Origin of the sequence: Olsenella uli (genome assembly GCF_901212675.1) — a bacterium.
Lineage (GTDB): Bacteria > Actinomycetota > Coriobacteriia > Coriobacteriales > Atopobiaceae > Parolsenella > Parolsenella uli_B.
Window position 1 is genome coordinate 1 of the sequence record NZ_CAAKOQ010000033.1, and the last position, 21,540, is coordinate 21,540.

The 21,540-nt window shown below is 68.6% G+C and carries 15 protein-coding genes; 9 read left to right on the forward strand and 6 right to left on the reverse strand.

From position 1 onward, the window contains the following. Positions 1-29: 29 nt before the first annotated feature. The gene (locus EFAMC1_RS04070; protein WP_154053045.1) at positions 30-2,150 is read right to left on the reverse strand and encodes an ATP-binding protein; all 2,121 of its coding nucleotides are present in this window, start codon (positions 2,148-2,150) and stop codon (positions 30-32) included. Then, entirely contained in the window at positions 2,147-4,477 is a 2,331-nt protein-coding gene (locus EFAMC1_RS04075) for a KUP/HAK/KT family potassium transporter (RefSeq protein ID WP_187324552.1), read from the reverse strand. The genes EFAMC1_RS04070 and EFAMC1_RS04075 overlap by 4 nt, the downstream gene beginning before the upstream one ends. 396 nt (positions 4,478-4,873) lie before the next feature. Here EFAMC1_RS04075 and EFAMC1_RS04080 point away from each other — a divergent pair, with 396 nt between their 5' ends. Continuing rightward, complete coding sequence (locus EFAMC1_RS04080) at positions 4,874-5,077, forward strand: hypothetical protein (RefSeq protein ID WP_154053047.1); 204 nt, start codon at positions 4,874-4,876, stop codon at positions 5,075-5,077. Between the two features lie 20 nt (positions 5,078-5,097). Further along, complete coding sequence (locus EFAMC1_RS04085; RefSeq protein WP_154053048.1) at positions 5,098-5,814, forward strand: response regulator; 717 nt, start codon at positions 5,098-5,100, stop codon at positions 5,812-5,814. A gap of 152 nt (positions 5,815-5,966) precedes the next feature. Here the strand turns inward: EFAMC1_RS04085 and rlmKL are convergent, their stop codons facing one another. Next, positions 5,967-8,492 carry a bifunctional 23S rRNA (guanine(2069)-N(7))-methyltransferase RlmK/23S rRNA (guanine(2445)-N(2))-methyltransferase RlmL gene (gene rlmKL / locus EFAMC1_RS04090; RefSeq protein WP_154053049.1) on the reverse strand — a complete coding sequence of 842 codons (2,526 nt, stop codon included), beginning with the start codon at positions 8,490-8,492 and terminating at the stop codon, positions 5,967-5,969. Positions 8,493-8,831: 339 nt separating this feature from the next. Further along, positions 8,832-9,758, reverse strand: a complete 927-nt coding sequence (gene cysK / locus EFAMC1_RS04095; RefSeq protein WP_154053050.1) for a cysteine synthase A — start codon at positions 9,756-9,758, stop codon at positions 8,832-8,834. Positions 9,759-10,310: 552 nt separating this feature from the next. On the opposite strand from cysK, the gene pflB reads away from it, so the two are divergent. The 4 genes from pflB to EFAMC1_RS04115 all read left to right on the forward strand — a co-directional run bounded on the left by pflB (position 10,311) and on the right by EFAMC1_RS04115 (position 14,104). Continuing rightward, positions 10,311-12,344 (forward strand): formate C-acetyltransferase, encoded by a 2,034-nt coding sequence (gene pflB, locus EFAMC1_RS04100; protein ID WP_154053051.1) that lies wholly within the window; start codon positions 10,311-10,313, stop codon positions 12,342-12,344. A gap of 166 nt (positions 12,345-12,510) precedes the next feature. Further along, positions 12,511-12,753, forward strand: a complete 243-nt coding sequence (grcA3, locus tag EFAMC1_RS04105; RefSeq protein WP_154053052.1) for an autonomous glycyl radical cofactor GrcA3 — start codon at positions 12,511-12,513, stop codon at positions 12,751-12,753. A 3-nt stretch (positions 12,754-12,756) separates the two neighbouring features. Continuing rightward, positions 12,757-13,605: a pyruvate formate-lyase-activating protein gene (gene pflA, locus EFAMC1_RS04110; RefSeq protein WP_154053053.1), complete on the forward strand. Its 849-nt coding sequence runs from the start codon at positions 12,757-12,759 to the stop codon at positions 13,603-13,605. A gap of 262 nt (positions 13,606-13,867) precedes the next feature. Further along, entirely contained in the window at positions 13,868-14,104 is a 237-nt protein-coding gene (locus EFAMC1_RS04115; protein WP_154053054.1) for a hypothetical protein, read from the forward strand. Between the two features lie 128 nt (positions 14,105-14,232). Here the strand turns inward: EFAMC1_RS04115 and EFAMC1_RS04120 are convergent, their stop codons facing one another. Further along, positions 14,233-15,528 carry an endonuclease/exonuclease/phosphatase family protein gene (locus EFAMC1_RS04120; RefSeq protein ID WP_154053055.1) on the reverse strand — a complete coding sequence of 432 codons (1,296 nt, stop codon included), beginning with the start codon at positions 15,526-15,528 and terminating at the stop codon, positions 14,233-14,235. Positions 15,529-16,097: 569 nt separating this feature from the next. Between EFAMC1_RS04120 and EFAMC1_RS04125 the strand changes: the two genes are divergently transcribed. Together EFAMC1_RS04125 and EFAMC1_RS04130 are read left to right on the forward strand one after the other, a co-directional pair. Further along, on the forward strand, positions 16,098-16,535 hold the full coding sequence (locus EFAMC1_RS04125) for an arginine repressor (RefSeq protein ID WP_154053056.1): 438 nt from the start codon (positions 16,098-16,100) through the stop codon (positions 16,533-16,535). A 214-nt stretch (positions 16,536-16,749) separates the two neighbouring features. Next, positions 16,750-18,078 carry an argininosuccinate synthase gene (locus EFAMC1_RS04130; protein WP_154053057.1) on the forward strand — a complete coding sequence of 443 codons (1,329 nt, stop codon included), beginning with the start codon at positions 16,750-16,752 and terminating at the stop codon, positions 18,076-18,078. A gap of 504 nt (positions 18,079-18,582) precedes the next feature. Here the strand turns inward: EFAMC1_RS04130 and EFAMC1_RS04135 are convergent. After that, positions 18,583-19,707, reverse strand: a complete 1,125-nt coding sequence (locus tag EFAMC1_RS04135) for a hypothetical protein (RefSeq protein ID WP_154053058.1) — start codon at positions 19,705-19,707, stop codon at positions 18,583-18,585. A gap of 235 nt (positions 19,708-19,942) precedes the next feature. Between EFAMC1_RS04135 and argH the strand changes: the two genes are divergently transcribed. Then, positions 19,943-21,514 carry an argininosuccinate lyase gene (gene argH / locus EFAMC1_RS04140; protein ID WP_261981761.1) on the forward strand — a complete coding sequence of 524 codons (1,572 nt, stop codon included), beginning with the start codon at positions 19,943-19,945 and terminating at the stop codon, positions 21,512-21,514. Positions 21,515-21,540 lie beyond the last annotated feature (26 nt).

Consider the following 21,540-nt stretch of genomic DNA (forward strand, 5'->3'; position numbering starts at 1 on the left):
TGTGCAGAACGAACACGTCCCCAACTGCACTAGAGGCCGGGTGGGTCGTAGGCGGGGAGGGAGAAGCCAAAGACCGAGCCCTGGGGCTTGTTGTCACGCACCCAGATGCGGCCGCCGTGCGCCTCCACGATCGACTTGCAGAGGGATAGCCCCAGCCCCAGGCTCCTGCGCCCGTCCACCGGCGAGATGCCGCGCACCGTGTAGAACTCCTCGAACACGTGCGACTTCTCGGCGTCGGGGATGCCGGGGCCGGCGTCGCCCACCTCGCAGACCACGCGCCGACCGTCGCGGCGCACCGACACGTCGATGAGCGTGCCCTTGGGCGCGTACTTCATGGCGTTGTCCACGAGATTCACCACCACCTGCATGATGAGCCGGGCGTCGAGCTTGGCCATGAGCACGCCGTCGCCGGAGTGCACCTCGATGTCGTGGTCGGCGCGGGCCACGTGCGAGAGGTGTCCCACGGCCTCGCCCACAACCTCGTCGACGAGCTCGGGCGTGAGCTTGAGGTCGAGCGTGCCCTCCTGCACGCGCGTCACGGCCAGGAGGTTCTCCACGAGGTTCGTGAGCCAGTGGGCGTTCTCGGAGATGTCGGTGAGCAGCTCGGTGCGCTTCTCGGGCTCGATGCGGCTCGAGTCCGAGAGCAGAAGCGAGGCCGATCCCGAGATGGACGTGAGCGGCGTGCGCAGGTCGTGGCCGATGGAGCGCAGCAGGTTGGCGCGCAGCTTCTCGTTCTTGGCGAGGAGCGTCGCCTCCTCGCGCTCGCGGGTGGCGCGCTTGCCCTCGAGCACGAGCGCGCACTCTCCGAGGATCGAGAGCACCGTCGAGTTCTCGAACGCGTCGAGCGGCTGCGTCCCCATCACGATACCGATGACGCCGTAGACCTCCTCCTTCACGCGAATGGCCAGGTAGAGACAGCGCGCGTCGGGAAGCGTCGTAGTGGTGGCGCCGGCGTGCTTGTTGTTCTTGAACACCCAGGCGGCCACGGCGGCCTCGCTGGGCGAGAGCACCTCGGGGCTCGCGACGCTGCCGTCGGGGCCGTCCTGCGCGCTCACCACGTAGGGGCGCGCGAGCTTGGTGGCACCCGGGCGGCGCGAGGTGAGGGTGCGCGCGGCCTCGGCGCTCTCGGTGGCCTCCGGGGTACCCTCGGCCCTCGCGCGGCTCGCGGCGGAGGAGGGGTAGACCACCACGTCGCGCTCGAGGAGCTTGGAGAGCTGCTCGGCCACCACGTGGAAGACCTGCGCCTCGTCGGCCGCCTGGCCCAGCAGCTGCTCGGTGTCGAAGAGCACCTTGGTGCGGTAGGCCGTGAGCGCCGCCTGGCGCGCCTGGTCGTTGATGTGGTTGGCGAGCGTGGAGCACAGAAGCGCCGTCACGAACATCACCACGAAGGTGGGCCCGTAGGCCGGTACGAACGCGAACGTGTAGCGCGGGTCCACGAAGCAGTAGTTGAAGAGCACCACCGAGACGAGCGCCACCACCATGGTGAGCGGGCGGTGCGCCGTCATGATGGCGCAGATGAGCGTGGCCAGGATGTAGGCCGAGGTGATGTTCTCGGTGGTGAAGCCCAGGGCGTCGAAGGCAAAGCCGATCGCGGTGGCCCCGGCGAGCAGCCCCGCCGCCCACAGCAGGTCTCGCGGCTGGGGCACGGTGAACCAGCGCGTGGGCTGCGCGATGCCGCGTCCGGGCCGGCCCCAGCGCCGGCCGCCCTTGGGCACCTTGTCCGGGATGATGTAGATGTCGAGGCTCGGCGCGAGCTCGATGAGACGGTCGGCGAGCTCGGAGCGGCCGAGCGGCGAGCGCCGGGCGGTGTTCCTCCCCATCACGAGCTTTGAGACGCCCGAGAGTCGCGCGAACTCGGCCAGCTGGAAGGCCACGTCGTCGCCGTAGGCCGAGACCACGTGCGCGCCCAGCTGCTCGGCGAGCTCGAGGTTGGCATGGAGCTGGCGGTCGTCCTCGTCGGAGAGCGACGAGGTGTCGGGGGTCTTCACGTAGAGGGCGGTGAACTCGGCCTTGAAGGCGGTGGCCATGCGGGCCGCCGTGCGCAGGATCGTGGGGTTGGAGGCTGAGGGCGACACGCACACGAGCACGTGCTCGCCGGTGCGGTAGTCGCGGTTGGACTTGGCGCGGGCCTCGTCGGAGAGCAGGTTCATGCGGTCGCGGGCCCGCCCTCGCCCTCGTCTGCGGGCTCGTCCCCGTCCGTCCCGTCCGCACCCTCCGACGCGTCCTCGTTTGGGTCCTCGAGCACCTCCATCGTCTCGGTGGGGTCGGCCACCATGCTGCGCGCGGCCAGGGCCTTGTCGCCCATGAGGTCCTCGGAGAAGAGGTCCTCGCCCTCGTCGGTGGTGGGGTGGGTCGAGGTGGTGTCGTCGAGGCTTTCGCGCACGAGGCGCGCCGTGGGCCGCATGCGGGCGAAGAGCGGCACGTACTCGATGAGCGTCGAGGAGTTCTCGAGGCCGTACCAGCGCGCCGGCGAGCCGCACAGGCGCCTCACGGCGTACTTCACGGCCATGATACGGTGGTCGCCGCGGCTGATGTCAGTCTCGGGCACGAGGGTCTTGCGCATCATGCAGAAGCGGAAGTCGCCCACGGCGCCGCGCGTGCGGTAGACCGAGTAGTCGTGCGCCTGACGGGGCAGCTCGCCCGACTCGATGAGGTCGCCCACCACCTGGCGCAGGTACGTGTTGACGCGCTGGTCGTCCTTGAAGCCCAGCTTGAGCTGCACCTTGAACACGAAGTCGGTGCCGAGCGAGTCCACCGTGTAGGCGCGCGTGTGCGGCTCGTCGGTCACGAGGACGTTCAGGAACCAGTAGGCGCGGGCGCGCTTGGGGTGCTTGTCGAGAATCGAGTAGAGCACGTCGCGGTCGATCATGCCGGGGTCGGCGGAGTTCACGAGGAAGACCAGGTTGTCGGCAAGCAGCGGGTAGCGCTCGTCGTCGCGCAGGCGCCCCAGCTGCCCCACGTACTCGCGGATGGGTAGAAACACCGTCTGCGCGCGCTCGATGGCGGTGCCGCGGCGCCATACGAACATGAGGCCGAAGATGGCCGCCGCGATGAGCAGGGTCACGTAGCCGCCGTGGGTGAACTTTGTGAGGCTCGAGAAGAAGAACGCGAACTCGATGAGCCCGAAGAACGCCACGAACACGAAGGCCCCCAGCCGCTTGCCGCGAAGCTGGTGCAGGTAGACGAAGAGCAGAAGCGTCGTCATGAGCATCGTGAGGGTGATGGCCAGGCCGTAGGCGGCCTCCATGTGGCTGGAGGTCTGGAACAGCAGCACCACGCCCACGCAGCCCACCCACATCACGCTGTTAACGAGCGGGATGTAGAGCTGGCCCTTCGTGTCGCTCGGGTAGTGGATCTGGAGGTGCGGCAGGAGGTCGAGACGCGTGGCCTCGGACACGAGGGTGTAGGAGCCGGTGATGAGCGCCTGGCTCGCGATGATGGCCGCCACCGTGGAGAGGACCACGGCAAAGGGGCGCAGGCCCCCGGGAAGCATCTGGAAGAAGGGGTTGAGGTCGGGGATGGCCTGGAGCTCGGCGCTGCCCGAGTTGGAGAGCAGCCACGCGCCCTGGCCCATGTAGTTCAAGATGAGGCAGGCCTTGACGAGCGGCCAGCTGGCGTAGATGTTGGCCTTGCCCACATGGCCCATGTCGGAGTAGAGGGCCTCGGCGCCGGTGGTGGCCAGGAAGACCGAGCCCAAGATCATGGGGCCCGCATGGTTCTCGCCCGAAACGAGGAACATGATGCCGCGCACCGGGTTGAGGGCACGGAGCACCCCCGGGTTGGCGGCGAGCGCCACGAGGCCCACCACGCCCAGGAACAGGAACCAGAGCGTCATGATGGGACCGAAGGCGCGGCCGATGCTCGAGGTGCCTGCGCGCTGCACGGCAAAGAGCACGCTGATGATGACGATGGCGATGAGCACGACGCGCCCCTGGCCGCTGCCCACGAGCGCCTGGCCGAGCGGGATGGTCCTGAGGCCCTCGATGGCGGTGGTGACCGTGACGGCCGGCGTGAGGATGCCGTCGGCGAGCAGCGCCGCGCCGCCCACCATGGCGGGGAGGATGAGCCACTTGGCGCAGCGGCGCACGAGGCTGTAGAGGGCGAAGATGCCGCCCTCGTTGTGGTTGTCGGCCTTCATGGCGATGACCACGTACTTGACCGTGGTCACGAGCGTGAGCGTCCAGATCACGAGCGACAGGGCGCCGAGCACCATGTCCTCCGTGACGCTCGAGAGGCCGCCGTTGCCGCTCACGATGGCCTTCATGACGTACATCGGGCTCGTGCCGATGTCGCCGTAGACCACGCCGAGCGTCACGAGCGCCATGCCGAGCGAGAACGGGATGGTGGTGCCACGGTCCTCGCGAAACCGCGGTGCCGGGACCTCGCGCCTCCCGCGCCGCTCGTCCGGGTATCCCTCGCCGTCGAGGCCCTCGCCTGCTCCGGGCGTTGTGCTGCCAGCCAACTTGGCTCCCTCCATGACGGCCCGCGGTGGTGCCGCAAGGCCCTGCGGCGGCCGCGGGGCCATCAGACCCGGGGCCGCCCCCGCGGCGGGGCGCATAATGGCGCCGTGCCCCCGCCGCCAGACGCATGCGCGCGCTGCCTGCGGGTTTCCCGCCTGCGGGCGGCTAGGCTTACCGCGTCCCTAATCTCGTTGGACATAGTAGCTATCTCCTCTTTATGGGTCAGCAATCTTTAACCCATCTTTATGCAGGGGGCGTGTCCTTCATCAGTGCTTTAACCTCCGGGCGGTTAGATGGACGTGTCAAGAGGGGCGGTCTGGGGATCGCGCGGAAGGCCCTGGGTGCCCAAAGGGGTGGGGCACTAGTCCCACTCCCGCCCGACTTCTATAGGTTCGCGTCTCGGAGGTGGGACCATGAGGGCTGTTGATGGCACGGGCGTCATCCGTCGGGTGGGTCCCGGCTTCTCGGCCGCGGGTGACGACTCCTGGCGCGACGATGGCTACGTCAGGGACGAGGACGAGTTCTTCGTGGACCCGCGCGTCGGTCGCGGTATCCTCGTGGCGGTCGCTTTGCTCGTCGTGCTCTGCGCCGTGTTCTTCCTTGCGGGAAGGGCCTAGCGCCCGAGGGGGTTTTCCATATGGCAGCTGCTCAGAAGCCCACCCTGCTGGTGGTCGAGGATGACGCCGCGGTGCGCAACCTCATCGTCACGGCGCTCGACGCGCACGGCTATCGCCACATCGTCGCCGCGACGGGTCGTGCGGCCATAGCGAGCGCGGCCACCAACTCGCCCGACGTGGTCCTGCTCGACCTGGGCCTTCCCGACGTGGACGGCATCGAGGTGGTGCGCTCCATCCGCAGCTGGACGCAGACGCCCATCATCGTGGTGAGCGCCCGGACGGAGGACTCCGACAAGATCGAGGCTCTCGACGCTGGTGCGGACGACTACCTCACCAAGCCATTCTCGGTGGGCGAGCTGCTCGCGCGCGTGCGGGGGACGCTTCGTAGGCTCAGCTACCTGCGCCAGGGCGTGGAGGACGAGGCCATCTTCACCAACGGCGACCTCGCCATCGACTGCGCGGCGGGCATCGCCACGCTTGCCGGGCGCGAGCTGCACCTCACGCCGATCGAGTACCGGCTGCTGTGCCTGCTGTCCAAGAACGTCGACAAGGTGCTCACGCACAGCTACATCCTGCGTGAGGTCTGGGGCGACGGCCAGATGGGCGACATCGCGAGCCTGCGCGTGTTCATGGGGACGCTGCGCAAGAAGATCGAGGCCGACCCGGCGCACCCGCGCTACATCCAGACGCACGTGGGCGTGGGCTACCGCATGGTGCGCGTCGACGACGAGGAATAGCGCAATTGGTGCAATTGGGTGCAATTGGGGAGGCAATTGGGGACGTGTTCGTTTTGCACCATTCTCGCCCCAGCCGCGCCTCTCTCGCGTTGTGCCCTGCGTGCCCAATCCTGGGCCGCGACCCTCCCGCACCGCCCGCTTCGCGCCGCGCTCTACTCCCGCGGGGTGCGTCGCACGAGGTAGCAGTGGTGGATCTTCGCGTTTCGGCTGAAGTCCTCCGGGATGGTGCCGGCCGTGACGTCCTCGATCTGGACGCCGGCGCGTGCGAGCTTCTCGACGTCCGGCGCGAAGCCGCGCAGGTTGCACGAGAACAGGCAGACGCCGTTTCTCGTGAGCAGGCGCGATATGCCGATGAGCAGCTCGGCGTGGTCGCGCTGCACGTCAAAGACGTCTCGGCCCATGCGCTTGGAGTTGGAGAACGTGGGCGGGTCGCAGAAGACGAGGTCCCAGCGGTTGGGCGTGTGGCGCTGCTCGGAGACCCAGGCCACGACGTCGGCCTGGACGAACTCGTGCTCCTTGCCGGTGAAGCCGTTGCGCGCCATGTTGCGGCGGGCCCAGTCGAGGTAGGTGCGCGAGAGGTCGACCGTGGTGGTGTACTTGGCGCCGCCGTCGGCTGCGTAGCAGGTGGCCGTGCCCGTGTAGGCGAACAGGTTGAGGAAGCGCTTGGAGCCCACGGTGCGCTTGGCCATCTCGCGCACCTCGGCGCGGACGTCGCGATGGTCGAGGAAGAGGCCCGTGTCGAGGCGCTCGGCCAGGTTGACCTCGAAGACGAGGCCGCCCTCGTCCACGAGGTGGGCGCCCGGCGCGAGGTCGAGCCAGCCGGGCCTGCGGCCGCCCCTCGCGAGCGGGGCCTCGCCGGTGTCGGCGTACTGCGAGCCGCCCTTGGCCCTGCGGCGGACGCGCAGGGTGACGTCCTCGGGCGCCACGCCCAGCACGCGCGGCGCGATGGCAAGCACGTCGAGCAGGCGGCGATGGGCGAGCTCGGGGTCGATGTCGCGCGGGGCGGCGTACTCCTGCACCACGAGCCAGCGCGCGCCCGCGTCCCTGACGCGCGAGGCCGTGCTTGCCTGGTAGAGGTCGATGGCGACGGCGTAGTCGGGCAGGTCGGCGTCGTAGACGCGGTAGCAGCTCACGTCGCTTCTGCGGGCCCACTTGGCGCGGAGGCGCTGGACCTTGGCGAGGCGCGCGGCGAACTGGTCGGAGGCGGCCACGAGCACGGGGACGGTGGTGCCGTCCTTGAGGGTGACGCTGTGGCGGGCGACAGGCGCCGCGGCCTGGGGGGACGCCGTGCCCGCGGTCGTGTCCGGGCCGGCGGCGTCCTGGGCGGCCGTCGCGTCGGCCGCGACGTAGCGGGCGAGCGTGGCGGGGTCGCGGCCCACGAGCACGTCGTGCGACTCGGCCGCGGCAAGCCCGAGCGCGGCCTCGAGCGAGGTGCCCGCGCTGAGCGTGGCGATGGGGGTGCCTGCCGGCAGGGATGCCGTGGCCTCGGCCGCGATGCCCAGGGCCGCCACCTCGCGCGCCTGCTCGCCCTCGGCAAGCCAGCTGAGGTCGACGGTCATGAGGGAGGCGTCCGCGGGCGCGCCGGCGAGGGCGGACGCGAGCTCGGCGGCGTTGCGCGCGCAGGCAGGCTCGAGGGCGATGCCCGAGGCGCGCAGGGCCTGCCGCGCCGCGGCGTCCGCGCCTGAGCGCGGGTCGAGCGCCACGAGCGCGAGCGACTCCGCCCGCTCGGCCCCTCGCTCCGCGCGCTCGTCGGCCTCGTCGAGCAGCGACTCCCAGGTGGCGGGCTCGCAGCCCAGCCAGCGCTCGAAGCCCCAGCGTGCACGCAGAAGTCCGGGCGCGCGGTCGAGCGCGATGCCTGCCGCCTCCACGAGCACCGTGCCCGAGCCCGAGAACACGCTCGCGAGCGCGGGCCGATCCCGGCGGCAGCAGCGGTGCCAGCCGCCCGTGGCCAGCAGGGCCGCGGCGTAGTCGGGGCGGATGCCGCCCAGGCCGTCCGAGCTCGTGCGTCGGGTGGCGCCGCGACGGAACAGCGGCGACCCGGAGAGGTCGATGGCGATGGTCGCGCGCTCGGCGCGCAGGCGGACGGCCACGCTCACGTCGGGGTTCCTGGCGTTGACGTTGGGGTGTCCGCCCAGTTTGGCCTGCATGCGGTCGCAGATTGCGTCCTTGGCGCGCAGGGCCACGAACTGCGTGTTTCTCAGGTTGGCGTTGGTACCGTGGGCATCGATGGCGAAGGTGGCCGAAAGCGAGAGGTGGTCCTCCCAGGGCAGGGTCGCGACGCTCTCGTAGAGGGCGTCCGAGTCGGCGGCGTCGGCGTGAGCCAGCACGAGCATCACGCGAGAGGCGAGGCGGCTCCACAGGCAGACGCGCAGGGCCTCCTCGAGGCTGCCCGAGAAGGAGACCTGGCCGCGCAGGGGGCGCGGCGACGCGATGCCCATGCCGGCGAGCTCACCGGCAAGCAGCCGCTCGAAGCCCTTGGGGCAGGTTGCGAAGAGCTCGAGGCCGCCGCGCGGGGCGTCGTTTGTCGCTGCCTTTTGGTTTGTCGCGTTCGTGCTGCCAGACGGTGTTTCCGCTGGTGTCTGGCCTGCAAGTGCGGTGCTGTCGTCCTGCCTCGTGCCTGCCTGCGGGGCCGCCTTCTTTGCGCGGTCGAACGAATTTGAGCTTGCGAATCCTGTCATGATGCCTCTCCTCGGGTCACTCGTAGCCCGTAGTCGTCCCTTTTCGGACGCTGTCGATTGGTGGTCGGATGCTGGGATAGGTGCGGTTTTCTGACCTGTCCCGGGTGTCGTCCAACCAGCAAGTTTGCCATATGGCTGCTGTCTTCGTGGCCGCTTGGTCCTCGCCGCTACGAATCCCCATCTGCAGGCATCGTTTGGTACCAGGGCCAATCTTCCGTTCTGCCGCCAATATGCAGCTGGCAGGACTGGGGCGCAGAAAAAGGGTGGGGCCGCGGCTTTTAGCCACGGCCCCACCCTTCAAACCCCAGGCCTTACGGCCAGGACATCAATCCCACAGACTTACAGGTCCATCGACAGGTAGCGCTCGCCGGTGTCGGGCAGCACGGCCACGACAGTCTTGCCGGCAAACTCCGGACGCTTGGCAACCGCAAGCGCGGCGAACGTGGCCGCACCGGACGAGATACCCACGAGCACGCCGGCCTTCTCCGCAAGTAGCTTGCGCGTTGCGATGGCGTCGGCGCTGGTTACCGGCAGTACCTCGTCGACCACGGAGGCATCATAGTTGTCAGGCACGAAGCCCGCGCCGATGCCCTGGATCTTGTGGGCGCCAGGCTTGCCGCCGGAGAGCACCGGGCTCTCGGCCGGCTCGACCGCGACGCCGCGCACGCTGGCCTTGTGCTCCTTCAGGTACTTGGTCGTGCCAGAGATGGTGCCGCCGGTGCCCACGCCGGCGACGAGGGCGTCAACCGTGCCCTCGGTGTCGCGCCAGACCTCGGGGCCGGTGGTCTCGAAGTGGGCAAGCGGGTTGGCCGGGTTGGAGAACTGGCCGGCGATGATGCTGTTGGGCGTGGACTCCTTGAGCTCCTTGGCCTTGGCGATGGCACCCTTCATGCCCTCCGAACCCGGGGTGAGCACGATCTCGGCGCCATAGGAGGCGGCGAGCTTGCGGCGCTCGATGCTCATCGTCTCGGGCATGGTGAGAATCATGTGGTAGCCGCGCGCGGCCGCGAGCATGGCGAGGCCCACGCCGGTGTTGCCGCTCGTCGGCTCGATGACGGTGCCGCCCTCGGAGAGCTCGCCGGACGCCTCGGCGGCGTCAAGCATGTAGCGGGCGACGCGGTCCTTCACGGAGCCGCCGGGGTTGGTGGCCTCGTACTTGCCGAGCACGCGGGTGCCCGTGGCACGAACGTCCTCGGGGAGCAGGGCGGAGAGGTCGACGAGAGGGGTGGAGCCGATGAGTGCCTCGACGTGGTTTGCGACGTGCATGATGGCCTCCTTGGCATCGGTGCGCCGCCTTTGGCGACGCGATCTTCTGTGTTGGTGACGCAAGTATGCCACTTCTAAACCAACCAAACCAGTAGGAATCTAGGTATTCAGCGAGAGGTGGGACACGAGGGACGGGGGGCGGGGGAAGAGGGACGTTCACGGCGTTGCCGAGGCGAGAGGCAAGAGGCGAAAGGCGTCCGCAGCAGTGCCGAGACGACCGCTGCGCATCTGCCCGTGGCAGAGGTCGCGACTGATTGTCCAAGACGATGGCCAAGGCGACAGCCGAGACGGCCGCCCGCCGCGCGCCCGCGCCAGCTATCCGCCCACGCCCCAACTCTCCGCCCGCCCCACAGTCCTGTTGTCCGTGAATCGGCGAACGGTCGTTAGGGTTGCGTAACCTTCTGATAATCTGATTCACGCATTGAAGACTCTTGCTAACAAACCATATATGTTGCCGTGGCATCACTTTCTAGATACCACATGATGTGCAACACCCGCACGTGGACAGCATGGGACATGACGCGCCCCCAGACTCAGACGGAAGGACCACGCATGCAGGAAGCCTGGCAGGGGTTCACCCCCGGAAACTGGACGCACGAGATCGACGTCCGCGACTTCATCCAGCTCAACTACACCCCCTACGAAGGCGACGACTCGTTCCTCGCCGGCCCCACCGAGGCCACCACAAAGCTGTGGAGCGAGGTCATGGACCTCTTTGCCAAGGAGCGCGAGGCCGGCGGCGTCCTCGACATGGACACCAAGGTGGTCACGGGCATCTGCGCCCACGGCGCGGGCTACATCGACCAGCCGCTCGAGAAGATCGTGGGCCTGCAGACCGACAAGCCCCTGAAGCGCGCCCTGCACGTCAACGGTGGCATCCGCATGGCCATGGCCGCCTGCAGGCAGAACGGCTACGAGGTCGACCCCGAGGTCGTCGACTTCTACACCAACCGCCGCAAGACCCACAACGCCGGCGTGTTCGATGTCTACACGCCCGAGATGCGCGCCTGCCGTCACAGCCACATCATCACCGGCCTGCCCGACGCCTACGGCCGCGGTCGCATCATCGGCGACTACCGCCGCGTGGCGCTCTACGGCGTTGACGCCCTCGTCGAGGAGAAGAGGCGCGAGCTCGACGGAACGCCCACCACGATGACCGAGGACGTCATCCGCCACCGCGAGGAGCTCTCCGAGCAGGTGCGCGCCCTGGGCGAGCTCAGGCAGCTGGGCCAGACCTATGGCCTCGAGCTGGGCCGTCCCGCCGAGACCTTCCGGGAGGCCGTGCAGTGGCTCTACATGGGCTACCTCGCCGCCGTCAAGGAGCAGAACGGCGCCGCCATGTCCATCGGCCGCAACTCCGCCTTCCTCGACATCTACGCCGAGCGCGACCTGGCCGCCGGCCGCACCACGGAGTCCGAGGTCCAGGAGGTCATCGACCACCTGGTCATGAAGCTGCGCATGGTCAAGTTCGCCCGCACGCCCGAGTACAACCAGCTCTTCTCCGGCGACCCGCAGTGGGTCACCGAGTCCATCGGCGGCATGGGCGTCGACGGCCGCACGCTCGTCACCAAGACGAGCTTCCGCATGCTCCACACCCTCGAGAACATGGGCACGAGCCCCGAGCCCAACCTCACGGTGCTCTGGAGCACGCGCCTGCCCGAGGGCTTCAAGCGCTACTGCGCCAAGATCTCGATCACCACGAGCTCCATCCAGTACGAGAACGACGACCTCATGCGCGTCTACCACGGTGACGACTACGCCATCGCCTGCTGCGTGAGCTCGATGCGCATCGGCAAGGAGATGCAGTTCTTCGGCGCGCGCGCCAACCTCGCCAAGTGCCTGCTCTACGCCATCAATGGCGGCCGTGACGAGGTGACGGGCGACCAGATTGGCCCGCGCTTCCGTGCCGTCGAGGGCGACGTGCTCGACTACGACGACGTCATGGCCAAGTACCGCGACATGATGAAGTGGCTGGCCGGCGTGTACGTGAACTCGCTCAACGCCATCCACTACATGCACGACAAGTACTCCTACGAGCGCCTTCAGATGGCGCTGCACGACGAGCACGTGCACCGCTGGTTCGCCACGGGCATCGCGGGCCTCTCCGTCGTGGCCGATTCGCTCTCGGCCATCAAGTACGCCACGGTGCACCCCGTGCGCGACGAGAGCGGCCTCGTGGTGGACTACACCGTGGAGGGCGACTTCCCCAAGTACGGCAACGACGACGACCGCGTGGACACCATCGCCCACGACGTGGTGGAGGAGTTCATGCGCTACGTCCGCATGAACAATACCTACCGCGGCTCGGTGGCCACCACCTCGGTGCTCACCATCACGTCCAACGTGGTGTACGGCAAGAAGACCGGTAATACCCCCGACGGCCGCCGCGCCGGAGAGCCGTTTGCCCCGGGCGCCAACCCGATGCACCGCCGCGACACCCACGGCGCAATCGCGAGCCTCGCGAGCGTGGCCAAGCTGCCGTTCAAGGACGCGCAGGACGGCATCTCCAACACGTTCTCGATTGTGCCGGGCGCGCTTGGCAAGGACACGCAGGTCATGTTCGACGACTGTGTGACCTGCGGCTAATTGCCCCTGTCACATTTCCTTCCGGATGATTTGACACATTTTCGCCCGGAAGGCCTTGGGCGGGACGCGTTTTCATCGCCAGGCGCGCCCGCGTCGCGCAGCCGCCCGAGCGGCGCAGCCAACGGAACCCCGCGCCGCGAGCCGGCGCAGAAGAGAGGAGACTCACATGCAGGTAACCGACGAGCAGGTCGACAACCTCGTGGGCATGCTTGACGCCTACGCCGAGAAGGGCGGCCACCACCTCAACGTCAACGTGTTCAACCGCGACACGCTGCTTGACGCCCAGGCCCACCCCGAGAAGTACCCGCAGCTCACGGTGCGTGTCTCGGGTTACGCGGTGAATTTCAACAAGCTCACTCGCGAGCAGCAGGACGACGTCATCTCGCGCACCTTCCACGAGGCGATGTAGGGCTTGGCCCGCATCGAGGACAACGGTCTTGCGATGGGCCCGCTCGCCGTGCGCGGGCGGGTCCATTCCGTGGAGACCTTCGGCACGGTGGACGGTCCCGGGACGCGGCTCGTGGTGTTCTGCCAGGGCTGCCCCATGCGCTGCGCCTACTGCCACAATCCCGACACCTGGGAGGTCGTGCCCGCCGACGTCCCCGAGGGCGAACAGCCGGGTGCCCGGGCGGGCCACGCCGTCTCGGTGGGGGAGGTGCTCGAGACCTTCGAGCGCAACCGGCCCTTCTACCGGCGCGGCGGTATCACGGTGTCGGGCGGCGAGCCGCTCATGCAGCCTGGCTTCGTGGGGACGCTCTTCGCGGCGGCGCACGCGGCGCCGGGCGGGCGCATCCACACGTGCCTCGACACCTCGGGCATCGCGTTCGACCCGACCGCGCCCGAGCGCGCGGGCGAGGTGCTCGACCACACCGACCTCGTGCTGCTCGACATCAAGCATGCCGACGCTGCGGGGCACCTGAGGCTCACGGGCCAGCGGCAGGAGCGCATCCTCGCCTTTGGCGACGAGCTCGCGCGGCGCGGCATCAAGACAGTCGTGCGCCACGTGGCTGTCCCGGGCATCACGGACGCGCCCGACGAGCTGGCCGGCGTGGGCCGCATCATCGCGCGCTGGCCCAACGTGGCGGGGCTTGACGTGCTGCCGTACCACACGATGGCCGTCGCAAAGTACGAGCGTCTGGGCATCGACTACCTGCTGGCGGGAGTCGATGCCATGCCGCCCACGCGCGTGCCGGAGCTGCGGCAGCAGGTCGTGGCCGCCCGCTCGGCCGAGCTTGCGCGCCTCCGGGGCGAGCGGGGCTGAGGCTCGCGCGCGTGCTGGAGCCGTGGAGGCATCGCTTCGCCTTTGGGGGCTTCTCTGCCCGTGGGATACTGCTCCGCCTGCGGGGGCGCTGCTCGCCTCGGCGCGGTTCTTGGACGGCCTCCGAAGCCATCAAGACACGATGGCCTCGCAAAACACCAACTATGTCTGGTGAATCATCTCCACTCGGTTACTCATGTTTAGAAACATGAACCCCGGAGCCTATCTTTATGTCTGTAAGGCGTGCGTAAGGAGTGGATTCACGATGTCCCGGGCGAGGCACACAACCGACGAAACCAACGAGCTCATGGCCCGCATCGCGTCTCTCGAGTTCGAGAACTCCCTGCTCAAGGGTGTCATCGAGTCGGCTCGACGGCGCGACGGGAAGGCCGACGAACCCGCCGCCGACGTGTGCGACGACTGCCCCACACGCGAGACGTGCCCGCGGACGGGAGACCCCAGCTCGCGGGCGGGCCGGTGGGAGCCTCTCGACGTGCTGTAGCCGTTGGGGTGGTCCCCGTGGACCCCACCCGCATGTAACGAGATGGCCCCCATGGGCCCCACCCGCATGTGACAAATCATACGGAAGAAAATGTGACAAATCATCCGGAAGGAAATGTGACAGGGCTGCTAGGAGATCTCGAGGGTTGCGACGAGGGCCTTGTGGTCCGAGCCGGCGATCTCGACCGTCTCGAGCGAGCTCACGGTGATGCCTGAGCCCCTGGCGTACACGATGTGGTCGATCTCGATGAGTGACGGCAGCGAGCTGTTCGAGGGGTACGTCATGTGGAAGCCCTCGCCCGACTGCTGCGACGCGTCCACGAAGGCGCTGCCCAGGAGGTCGCGGAAGCGCGCGTGGTCCCACGTCGAGTTGAAGTCGCCCATGATGAGGTAGGAGTGGTCGTAGCCCGAGAGCGACCCGATGATCGAGAGGCCCTCGTTCCACAGGTCCTCAGCGCCGCGCGTGGGCGAGTTGGGGTGCACGCTCACGACGCGCACCGTGCGCGAACCGATCTGGATGCTCGCGGCCGGCATCGAGCTCGTCTCGATGGGCAAGAGGTTCCTCGACACGTTGTCCTCGGGCGCGGCGGTCCAGATGCCGTTGCGGCCGCCGTTGCTGATGCTGCTCGCGCCGGTGGAGACCACGTGGTAGGGGAGGAGCTCATCAATGCCGGCGGCCTCGAGGTCGGAGACCATGCCGTCGGTGAGCTCCTGCAGGCAGAGCACCTCGACATGCTGCTCGCGCACGGTCTGGACGATCTGCTTGGCGCTGGCCCGGCCGTTGAGCGTGTTGAGCGTCATGATGCGGGCGTAGGCGTCGTCGGTCGAGGCCGAGGCGGCGACGGCTGCGGTCGCCTGCGCCGAGACGCGCGCCGTGGGCGCGAAGTAGCCCGCGTGCCACCAGGCGTTCGTGGCGAGGGCGAGTGCGCACACAATGGCCAGCACGCGGCGTCGCCAGAGGCAGGCCAGCACGAGGCAGGCCAGCGATGGCACGAGGGCGAGCGGCACGAAGGAGACGAGCTCGGGGACGAAGGCGCCGCTGGCGTGGCCGAGCGGCAGGAGCCTCAGTGCGAGAAGTCCCAGCACCGGCAGCATGACGAGCCACAGCAGGAGGGAGAGGCAGCCGTGGCGGGCAGGCTTGGGACCGCGTTGCCTGGGGGCGCCTGGCCGGGGAGCCCGCGCGGGGCCCGCCTGGGGGCGTGGGGCGCGCTGGGTCTGGGGCGCGTAGGGGTGCGGGGCGTAGGAGTGGCCGGCGTCTGGGCAGGTCGCGCGCCGGGAGTGGGGCCCCTGGCCCTGCGGGGTGTAGGGCTGCGTGGGCTGCTGGGGTGCGGCGCCGGGATGGTGCTTGCCGTATCCTCCCTGCTCGCGGGGCATGCGTCGAAGCTGCGTGGCGTCGAGGTCGTCGCCCGTCTCGTCCCAATCCATCGCAGCCCTCCCTCACGTCTTGCGCGTCGTAGGCACATCATCCTAGCCGAGCGCGTCTCGGCGCCCGGGCGCCCCGCGCACAACCAACGGAATCCCCGCATGCCTGCCACGACCCATCCACGAAAACGCGGTGAGGCACCTACCCGGCGGCGGGTCCTCCTCCCGCAAACCGGCTCTTTGCCCGCGGTCCCTCCTCGCGCGTCCCGGCCTTTCTTCCGCGGCCCCACCCCGTTTGGTCTGGCCTATCCCTGTGCCCACCTCCTCTGCGCGTCCCGGCCCTTCTTCCGTGGCCCCTCCTCCTGAAAAACCCGCGTCCTTCTCAGCCGTTCCTCCCAACGAGGCCCAGCCCCATCCCCACGCTTGTCCATCTTCGTCGCTTGATTCCTCAATCGGCATAGATATTCGTTAAGATACGGACATTCCGTATCAAATCGTGCTAATATACATTTCGCTGTGAATGAGACGCCTACGTGGGACTCGCGCGGTCGCCTGCCCAGCCGGCCTCCCGCGCCTCACGTGGCCGTCTCATCTGCAGCGACGGTTTGGCAATTCGGCGGAGGAGCCGCAACGTGGTAAAGCGTCGCAACAGCAGGCAGGACGCGATTCGCGAGATCGTGCGCGACAAGTCGATCAAGACCCAGCGCGCCCTCGTCGAGGAGCTCGAGGCCGCGGGCTACACCTGCACGCAGGCTACCATATCGCGCGACATCGCCGACATGGGCCTGCGCAAGCTTCCCGAGGGGGTCTACGTCCTCGCCGAGGACCTGCACCTCCAGCGCATGGTGTCCGAGCTCGTCGTGAGCGTCATCCGCGCCAACAACATCGTGGTGGTGCGCAGCCAGGCCGGGACCGCCCAGGGGGTCGCCGCCGCCATCGACGCCGCGGGCCTGCCCGACGTGGCCGGCTCGATCGCCGGGGACGACACCATCATGGTCGTCTGCATCACCGAGGCCGAGGCCATCTCGCTCGAGCAGCTCATCAACAAGCTCCGAAACGTCCGAAAGTAGGGGGCGCGGCCCGTCCGTTGCCCCCGCCCCGCGCGGCTGGCGAGACGCCTGCCCGCGTCGCCCGACCCGTTCGCCCCGCGTGCGGCCACGCGCGTCTCGCCCGCGCCGCACGCATCCCTCGCACCTCTCGCACTAAGGCACGTCCGCACCGCAGCTCGTCCGCATCGTAGTCACGTACGCACATCTCGCGCACACGCAACCAAGGGAGTCTCACATGTCCGAAAAGGGTAAGGTCGTTCTCGCGTACTCAGGTGGCCTCGACACCTCCTGCCTGCTCAAGTACCTGCAGGACGAGGGCTATGACGTGGTGTCGTGCATCGCCAGCCTTGGCCAGCCGTCGTCCGAGCGCTCCGACATCGAGGCCATCAGCGACAAGGCCAAGTCGCTCGGTGCCGTCGCCGCCTCCGACGTCGACATCCGCGACGAGTTCTGCGAGGACTTCGTGGCCAAGGCCATCTACGCCAACGGCATGTACGAGAACAAGTACCCGCTGCTCAGCGCCCTGTCGCGCCCGGCCATCTGCCGCCACCTCGTGAGGGTGGCCCAGAAGGAGGGTGCCGTGGCGGTGGCCCACGGCTGCACCGGCAAGGGCAACGACCAGGTGCGCTTCGAGCTCGAGTGCAAGGCGCTCGACCCCACGCTCGACATCCTTGGCCCCGTGCGCAGCTGGAACCTCACCACGCGCAGCTCCGAGATCGAGTACGCCCAGGCGCACGGCATCCCCGTGGACGCTACCAAGGCGTCGCCGTACTCGATTGACGAGAACGTGTGGGGCCGAGCCATCGAGTGCGGCGTGCTCGAGAACCCGTGGAACCAGGCCCCCAAGGGCGCCTGGTCGATCACCGTCGACCCCGAGGAGGCGCCGGACGAGGCCCGCGACGTGGTCATCGGCTTCGAGGCGGGCCTGCCGGTCTCGATCGACGGCCAGCGCATGAAGCTCTACGATCTCGTCGCGGCGCTCAACGGCATCGTGGGCAGCCACGGCTTTGGCCGCATCGACATGATCGAGGACCGTCTCGTGGGCCTCAAGAGCCGCGAGTGCTACGAGCAGCCGGGCGCGCTGGCAATCATCATGGCGCACAAGCAGCTTGAGAGCCTGTGCCTGCCGGGCGACGTGCTGCACGTCAAGCTCGACCTCGAGCACGAGTGGAGCCGTCAGGTCTACAACGGCCTGTGGTACTCGCCGCTCAAGGACGCGCTCGACGCGTTCTTCGCGAGCACGCAGAAGACCGTGACCGGCGAGGTGCGCCTGCACCTGTACAAGGGCAGCTGCACGGTGACGGGCTCGCGCGCCGACAGCTCGATGTACGACTTTGGTCTGGCCACGTACGACAAGGGCGACACCTTTGACCGCACGGCCGCGAAGGGCTTCATGGACCTGTTTGGGCTGCCTAACCGCGTGTGGGCCGAGCGTCGCCTCGAGCGCGAGAAGGCCGCCGGCCTGCTGGGCGCCGCGCAGATCCAGGCCATGGGTGTCAAGGAGGCCGAGGCTGCGGGCACCAACCAGGCCAGCGCCGAGGGTAGCGCCTCTGCGGGTAAGTAGCTCGTTCGATATGTGATGTGCCGCCGCCTTGTGGCGGCTGGTGAGCGGGACCATGGGGAAATCCCATGGCCCCGCTCTTTTTTGCTGGGTTGAGCCGCCCTTCGGCGTCTGCCGGCTCGCGGGGCCGTTCGTTGTCCCCGATGGCCCCCCGCGATGGATTATTTGGTTTTCTGCCACGAAAACGCAGTTTGTGGGACATAGCCTCGCTTGGGCGGCCGCCGCAAAGGCCCAACGAGACGGTGACAGGCTCCGGCAGCCCCTCCCGACACCGTTCTCAGCGATGTGAAAGCTCGTTTCGAGCCATCTCTGCCTAGGTTTTGCGCGCTTCGCGAGCTCGGGTTCGTGCGAGGCAGCCCCAAGCCTCTCTGTCGGCTGCAGGGGGTTTCCCACAAACTGCGTTTTCGTGGCAGAAATCCAGAAAATCGATCGCAAGCCTGGTCTGTGCCCAAGGTCACGCCTCGCGACCTCCGTCGCGCGTGCTTTTGCGCTGCGCGGCGCCCCAGGCTAGTCGACCGATTGCCAGAACTCCGCCTCCTCCCTCGTGCTGACGCCGTGCGATTCCTCGGCGATCCCGCGCTCGATGTCCTTCCAGTCGGGCGGCAGGGCATAGCCCATCTCCTCGTCGGACGTGAGGCTGCCCAGCGTCTGGAGCCTGGCGAGCTTCGCAACATCGCGCTGCTCGCTGCGATGCGGGTCGAGCAGCGCCTTCCGAAGCAGCCTCCTCGCGGCCCTCCACTCGGCACCGCCGACGCGCAGCCTCCGCCCCAGGGCCTTCGCCAGCCCCCTCATCGCCGTGTCGAACATGTCCACGTCAAAGACCTGGCCTCGCGTGATGGTGGTGACGTGGTAGCCCATGTGCCTCAGCACCGACCGCCTGTGCGAGTCGCGCGTGTGCTTCTCCTTGTCGAGGTGAAACTCATCGCTCTCATACTCGATGACCTCGCGATACTCGCGAAATAGCTGGTCGGGGCTCACGGTCCTCTGGGGCGTGAGCGCGCGCGTCGCGCTCGGCACGGTCAGGATGGGGTTGAGCTCAGGCGCGCCCAGGCCATAGCCGCCGAGGCTGGGCGGCAGGTGCGCCAGCATCGACAGGATGCTCTCGAACGGCGACGCCGAGCCGGGCAGGACGTGCCGCAGCGCCCGACGCGCTTGCCGAACGCCGTGCATGCCGCCGCAACGCTCGACCATGCTCGCGAGTCGCGCCGGCGTGGTGAGGGGCTCGTGTTCGACCAGCTCGCCGGTGGAGGGGCGCACGGAGAACGACCCGCAGAGCTCGTAGCCCAGCAAGATGAGCTTCGGGACCTCGAGGACCTCGGCAAGCTGGATGAATGCGATCTCCGGGGAGCACAACCGCAGCCGCTCTCGCTGGCCGACCGTGGGGCCCAGGGTGTGCACGGCGCCCGAGGGCAGCGGGCTCGTGCGCAGGTGCGTGCAGACGCCCGCCCGCGAGACGCGCGCCTGCTGGGCCGAGACGAGCACGTGGACGGGCTCGTCGGCGCTGCCGTACAGCTCGGAGGTGGGGCATTGGGCGGGCGCGAGGGCGGCGTGGCTCGAGCGGGCAAGCTCGGCGTCGCCGGCGTGCTCGCGCAGGAGCTTCAACGCGGTGGTATGTGAGTAGAGGATGTCCATGCGAGAAATGCTAGGGCGGGCGGCACGAATCGCCGCCCAGATTCGCCGGCAACGGGCTGAACGGCGTCTTTATGCCGTTTGCCGAATTGACGGAGCGGGGCGGGCAAGCACCACGGTGGGGAGACGAGGGGCCGAAGCGCCAGAAAGCACGACTCCCAAAAGGAGGGCGCGGGGGCGGGCGAGTAGTATATAAGCCTATTGACGAGCAAGGCCAACGCACGAGACGGGATTGCACATGAGCGAGATGGACAAGGTCAAGGCCGCAGGTCAGGCGGCGGACAACGAGACGGCCCAGGGCCAGGCGCCGGCGGCCCAGGGCGAGGCGCCGGCGCCCCAGGTCGAGGTGCACCCGGCCACGGGCCACGCCGCACCTGCCGCAGCCAACGCCGCAGGCACCGCGCCCACCCAGGAGCCCAAGCCGCTCTGGGGAGGTCGCTTCTCGGCGGCGCCGTCGGGGGCGCTCGAGCGCTTCGGCGCCTCGCTGCCGTTCGATAGGCGCATGTGGCGTCAGGACATCCGCGGCTCAAAGGCGCATGCCGCCATGCTCGCCCACCAGGGCGTCATCTCCCAGGAGGACGCGGTGGCCATCCGCGCGGGCCTCGACGAGATCGCGGGCGAGATCGAGCGCGGCGAGTTCCCCTTCGACGTCGACCGCGACGAGGACATCCACATGGCCATCGAGCGCGTGCTCACCGAGCGCATCGGGCCCGCGGGTGGCCGGCTGCACACCGGGCGCTCCCGCAACGACCAGACCGCCGTCGACACGCACATGATCGCCCGCGACCTCGCCGACGAGGCGCTTGCCGCCATCGCCAAGATGGAGGCCGTGCTGCTCGACCGCGCGGAGGGCGAGTTCGGCGTGGTCATGCCCGGTTACACGCACATGCAGCCGGCCCAGCCCGTGCTGCTCTCGCACCACCTGCTCGCCTACTTCTGGATGCTGCACCGCGACTTCGCCCGCATGTCCGCTGCCCGCGTGGCGGCCAGCCGCTGCCCGCTCGGCGCGGCGGCGCTCGCCGGCACCACCTACCCGCTCGATCGCTTCATGACGAGCGAGGCCTTGGGCTTCGACGCGCCCATCCCCAACTCCATGGACGCCGTGTCCGACCGCGACTACCTGCTCGACTTCATCTACGCGGCCGGCGTGTGCCAGGTGCACCTGTCGCGCCTGTGCGAGGAGCTCGTGTGGTGGAGCTCGGCCGAGTTTGGCTTCGTGGAGATGGACGACGCGCACTCGACCGGCTCGTCGATCATGCCGCAGAAGAAGAACCCCGACTTCGCCGAGCTCGTGCGCGGCAAGACGGGCCGCGTGGTGGGCGACCTCACGGGGCTGCTCATGACGGTGAAGGGCACGCCGCTCACCTATGACAAGGACTTCCAGGAGGACAAGGAGCCGCTGTTCGACGCGGCCGACACGCTGCTGGGCTCGCTCATGGCGTGCACGGGCATGCTCGCCACCTGCACCTTCAAGGAGGACCGCCTGCGCGAGGCCTCGCACGAGGGCTACATGGCGGCCACCGACCTGGCCGACTACCTCGTGGGCAAGGGCCTGCCGTTCCGCCAGGCGCACGCCGTGGTGGGCCGCATCGTGGGCGAGTGCGTGCGCGAGGGCGTGACGCTGCAGCAGCTCACGACCGACGAGCTGCGTAGCTACTCGCCGCTGTTCGACGATGACGCCCACGAGGCGCTCGACATCGACGAGATCGTTCGCAAGCGAACCACCTACGGCGGCACCGGCCACGAGGCCGTGAAGCGGCAGCTGGCCGAGGCCCACGCCGCCTACGATGCCGACGAGCAGGCCCTCTAGCTGCGCTGTCACATTTCCTTCCGGAT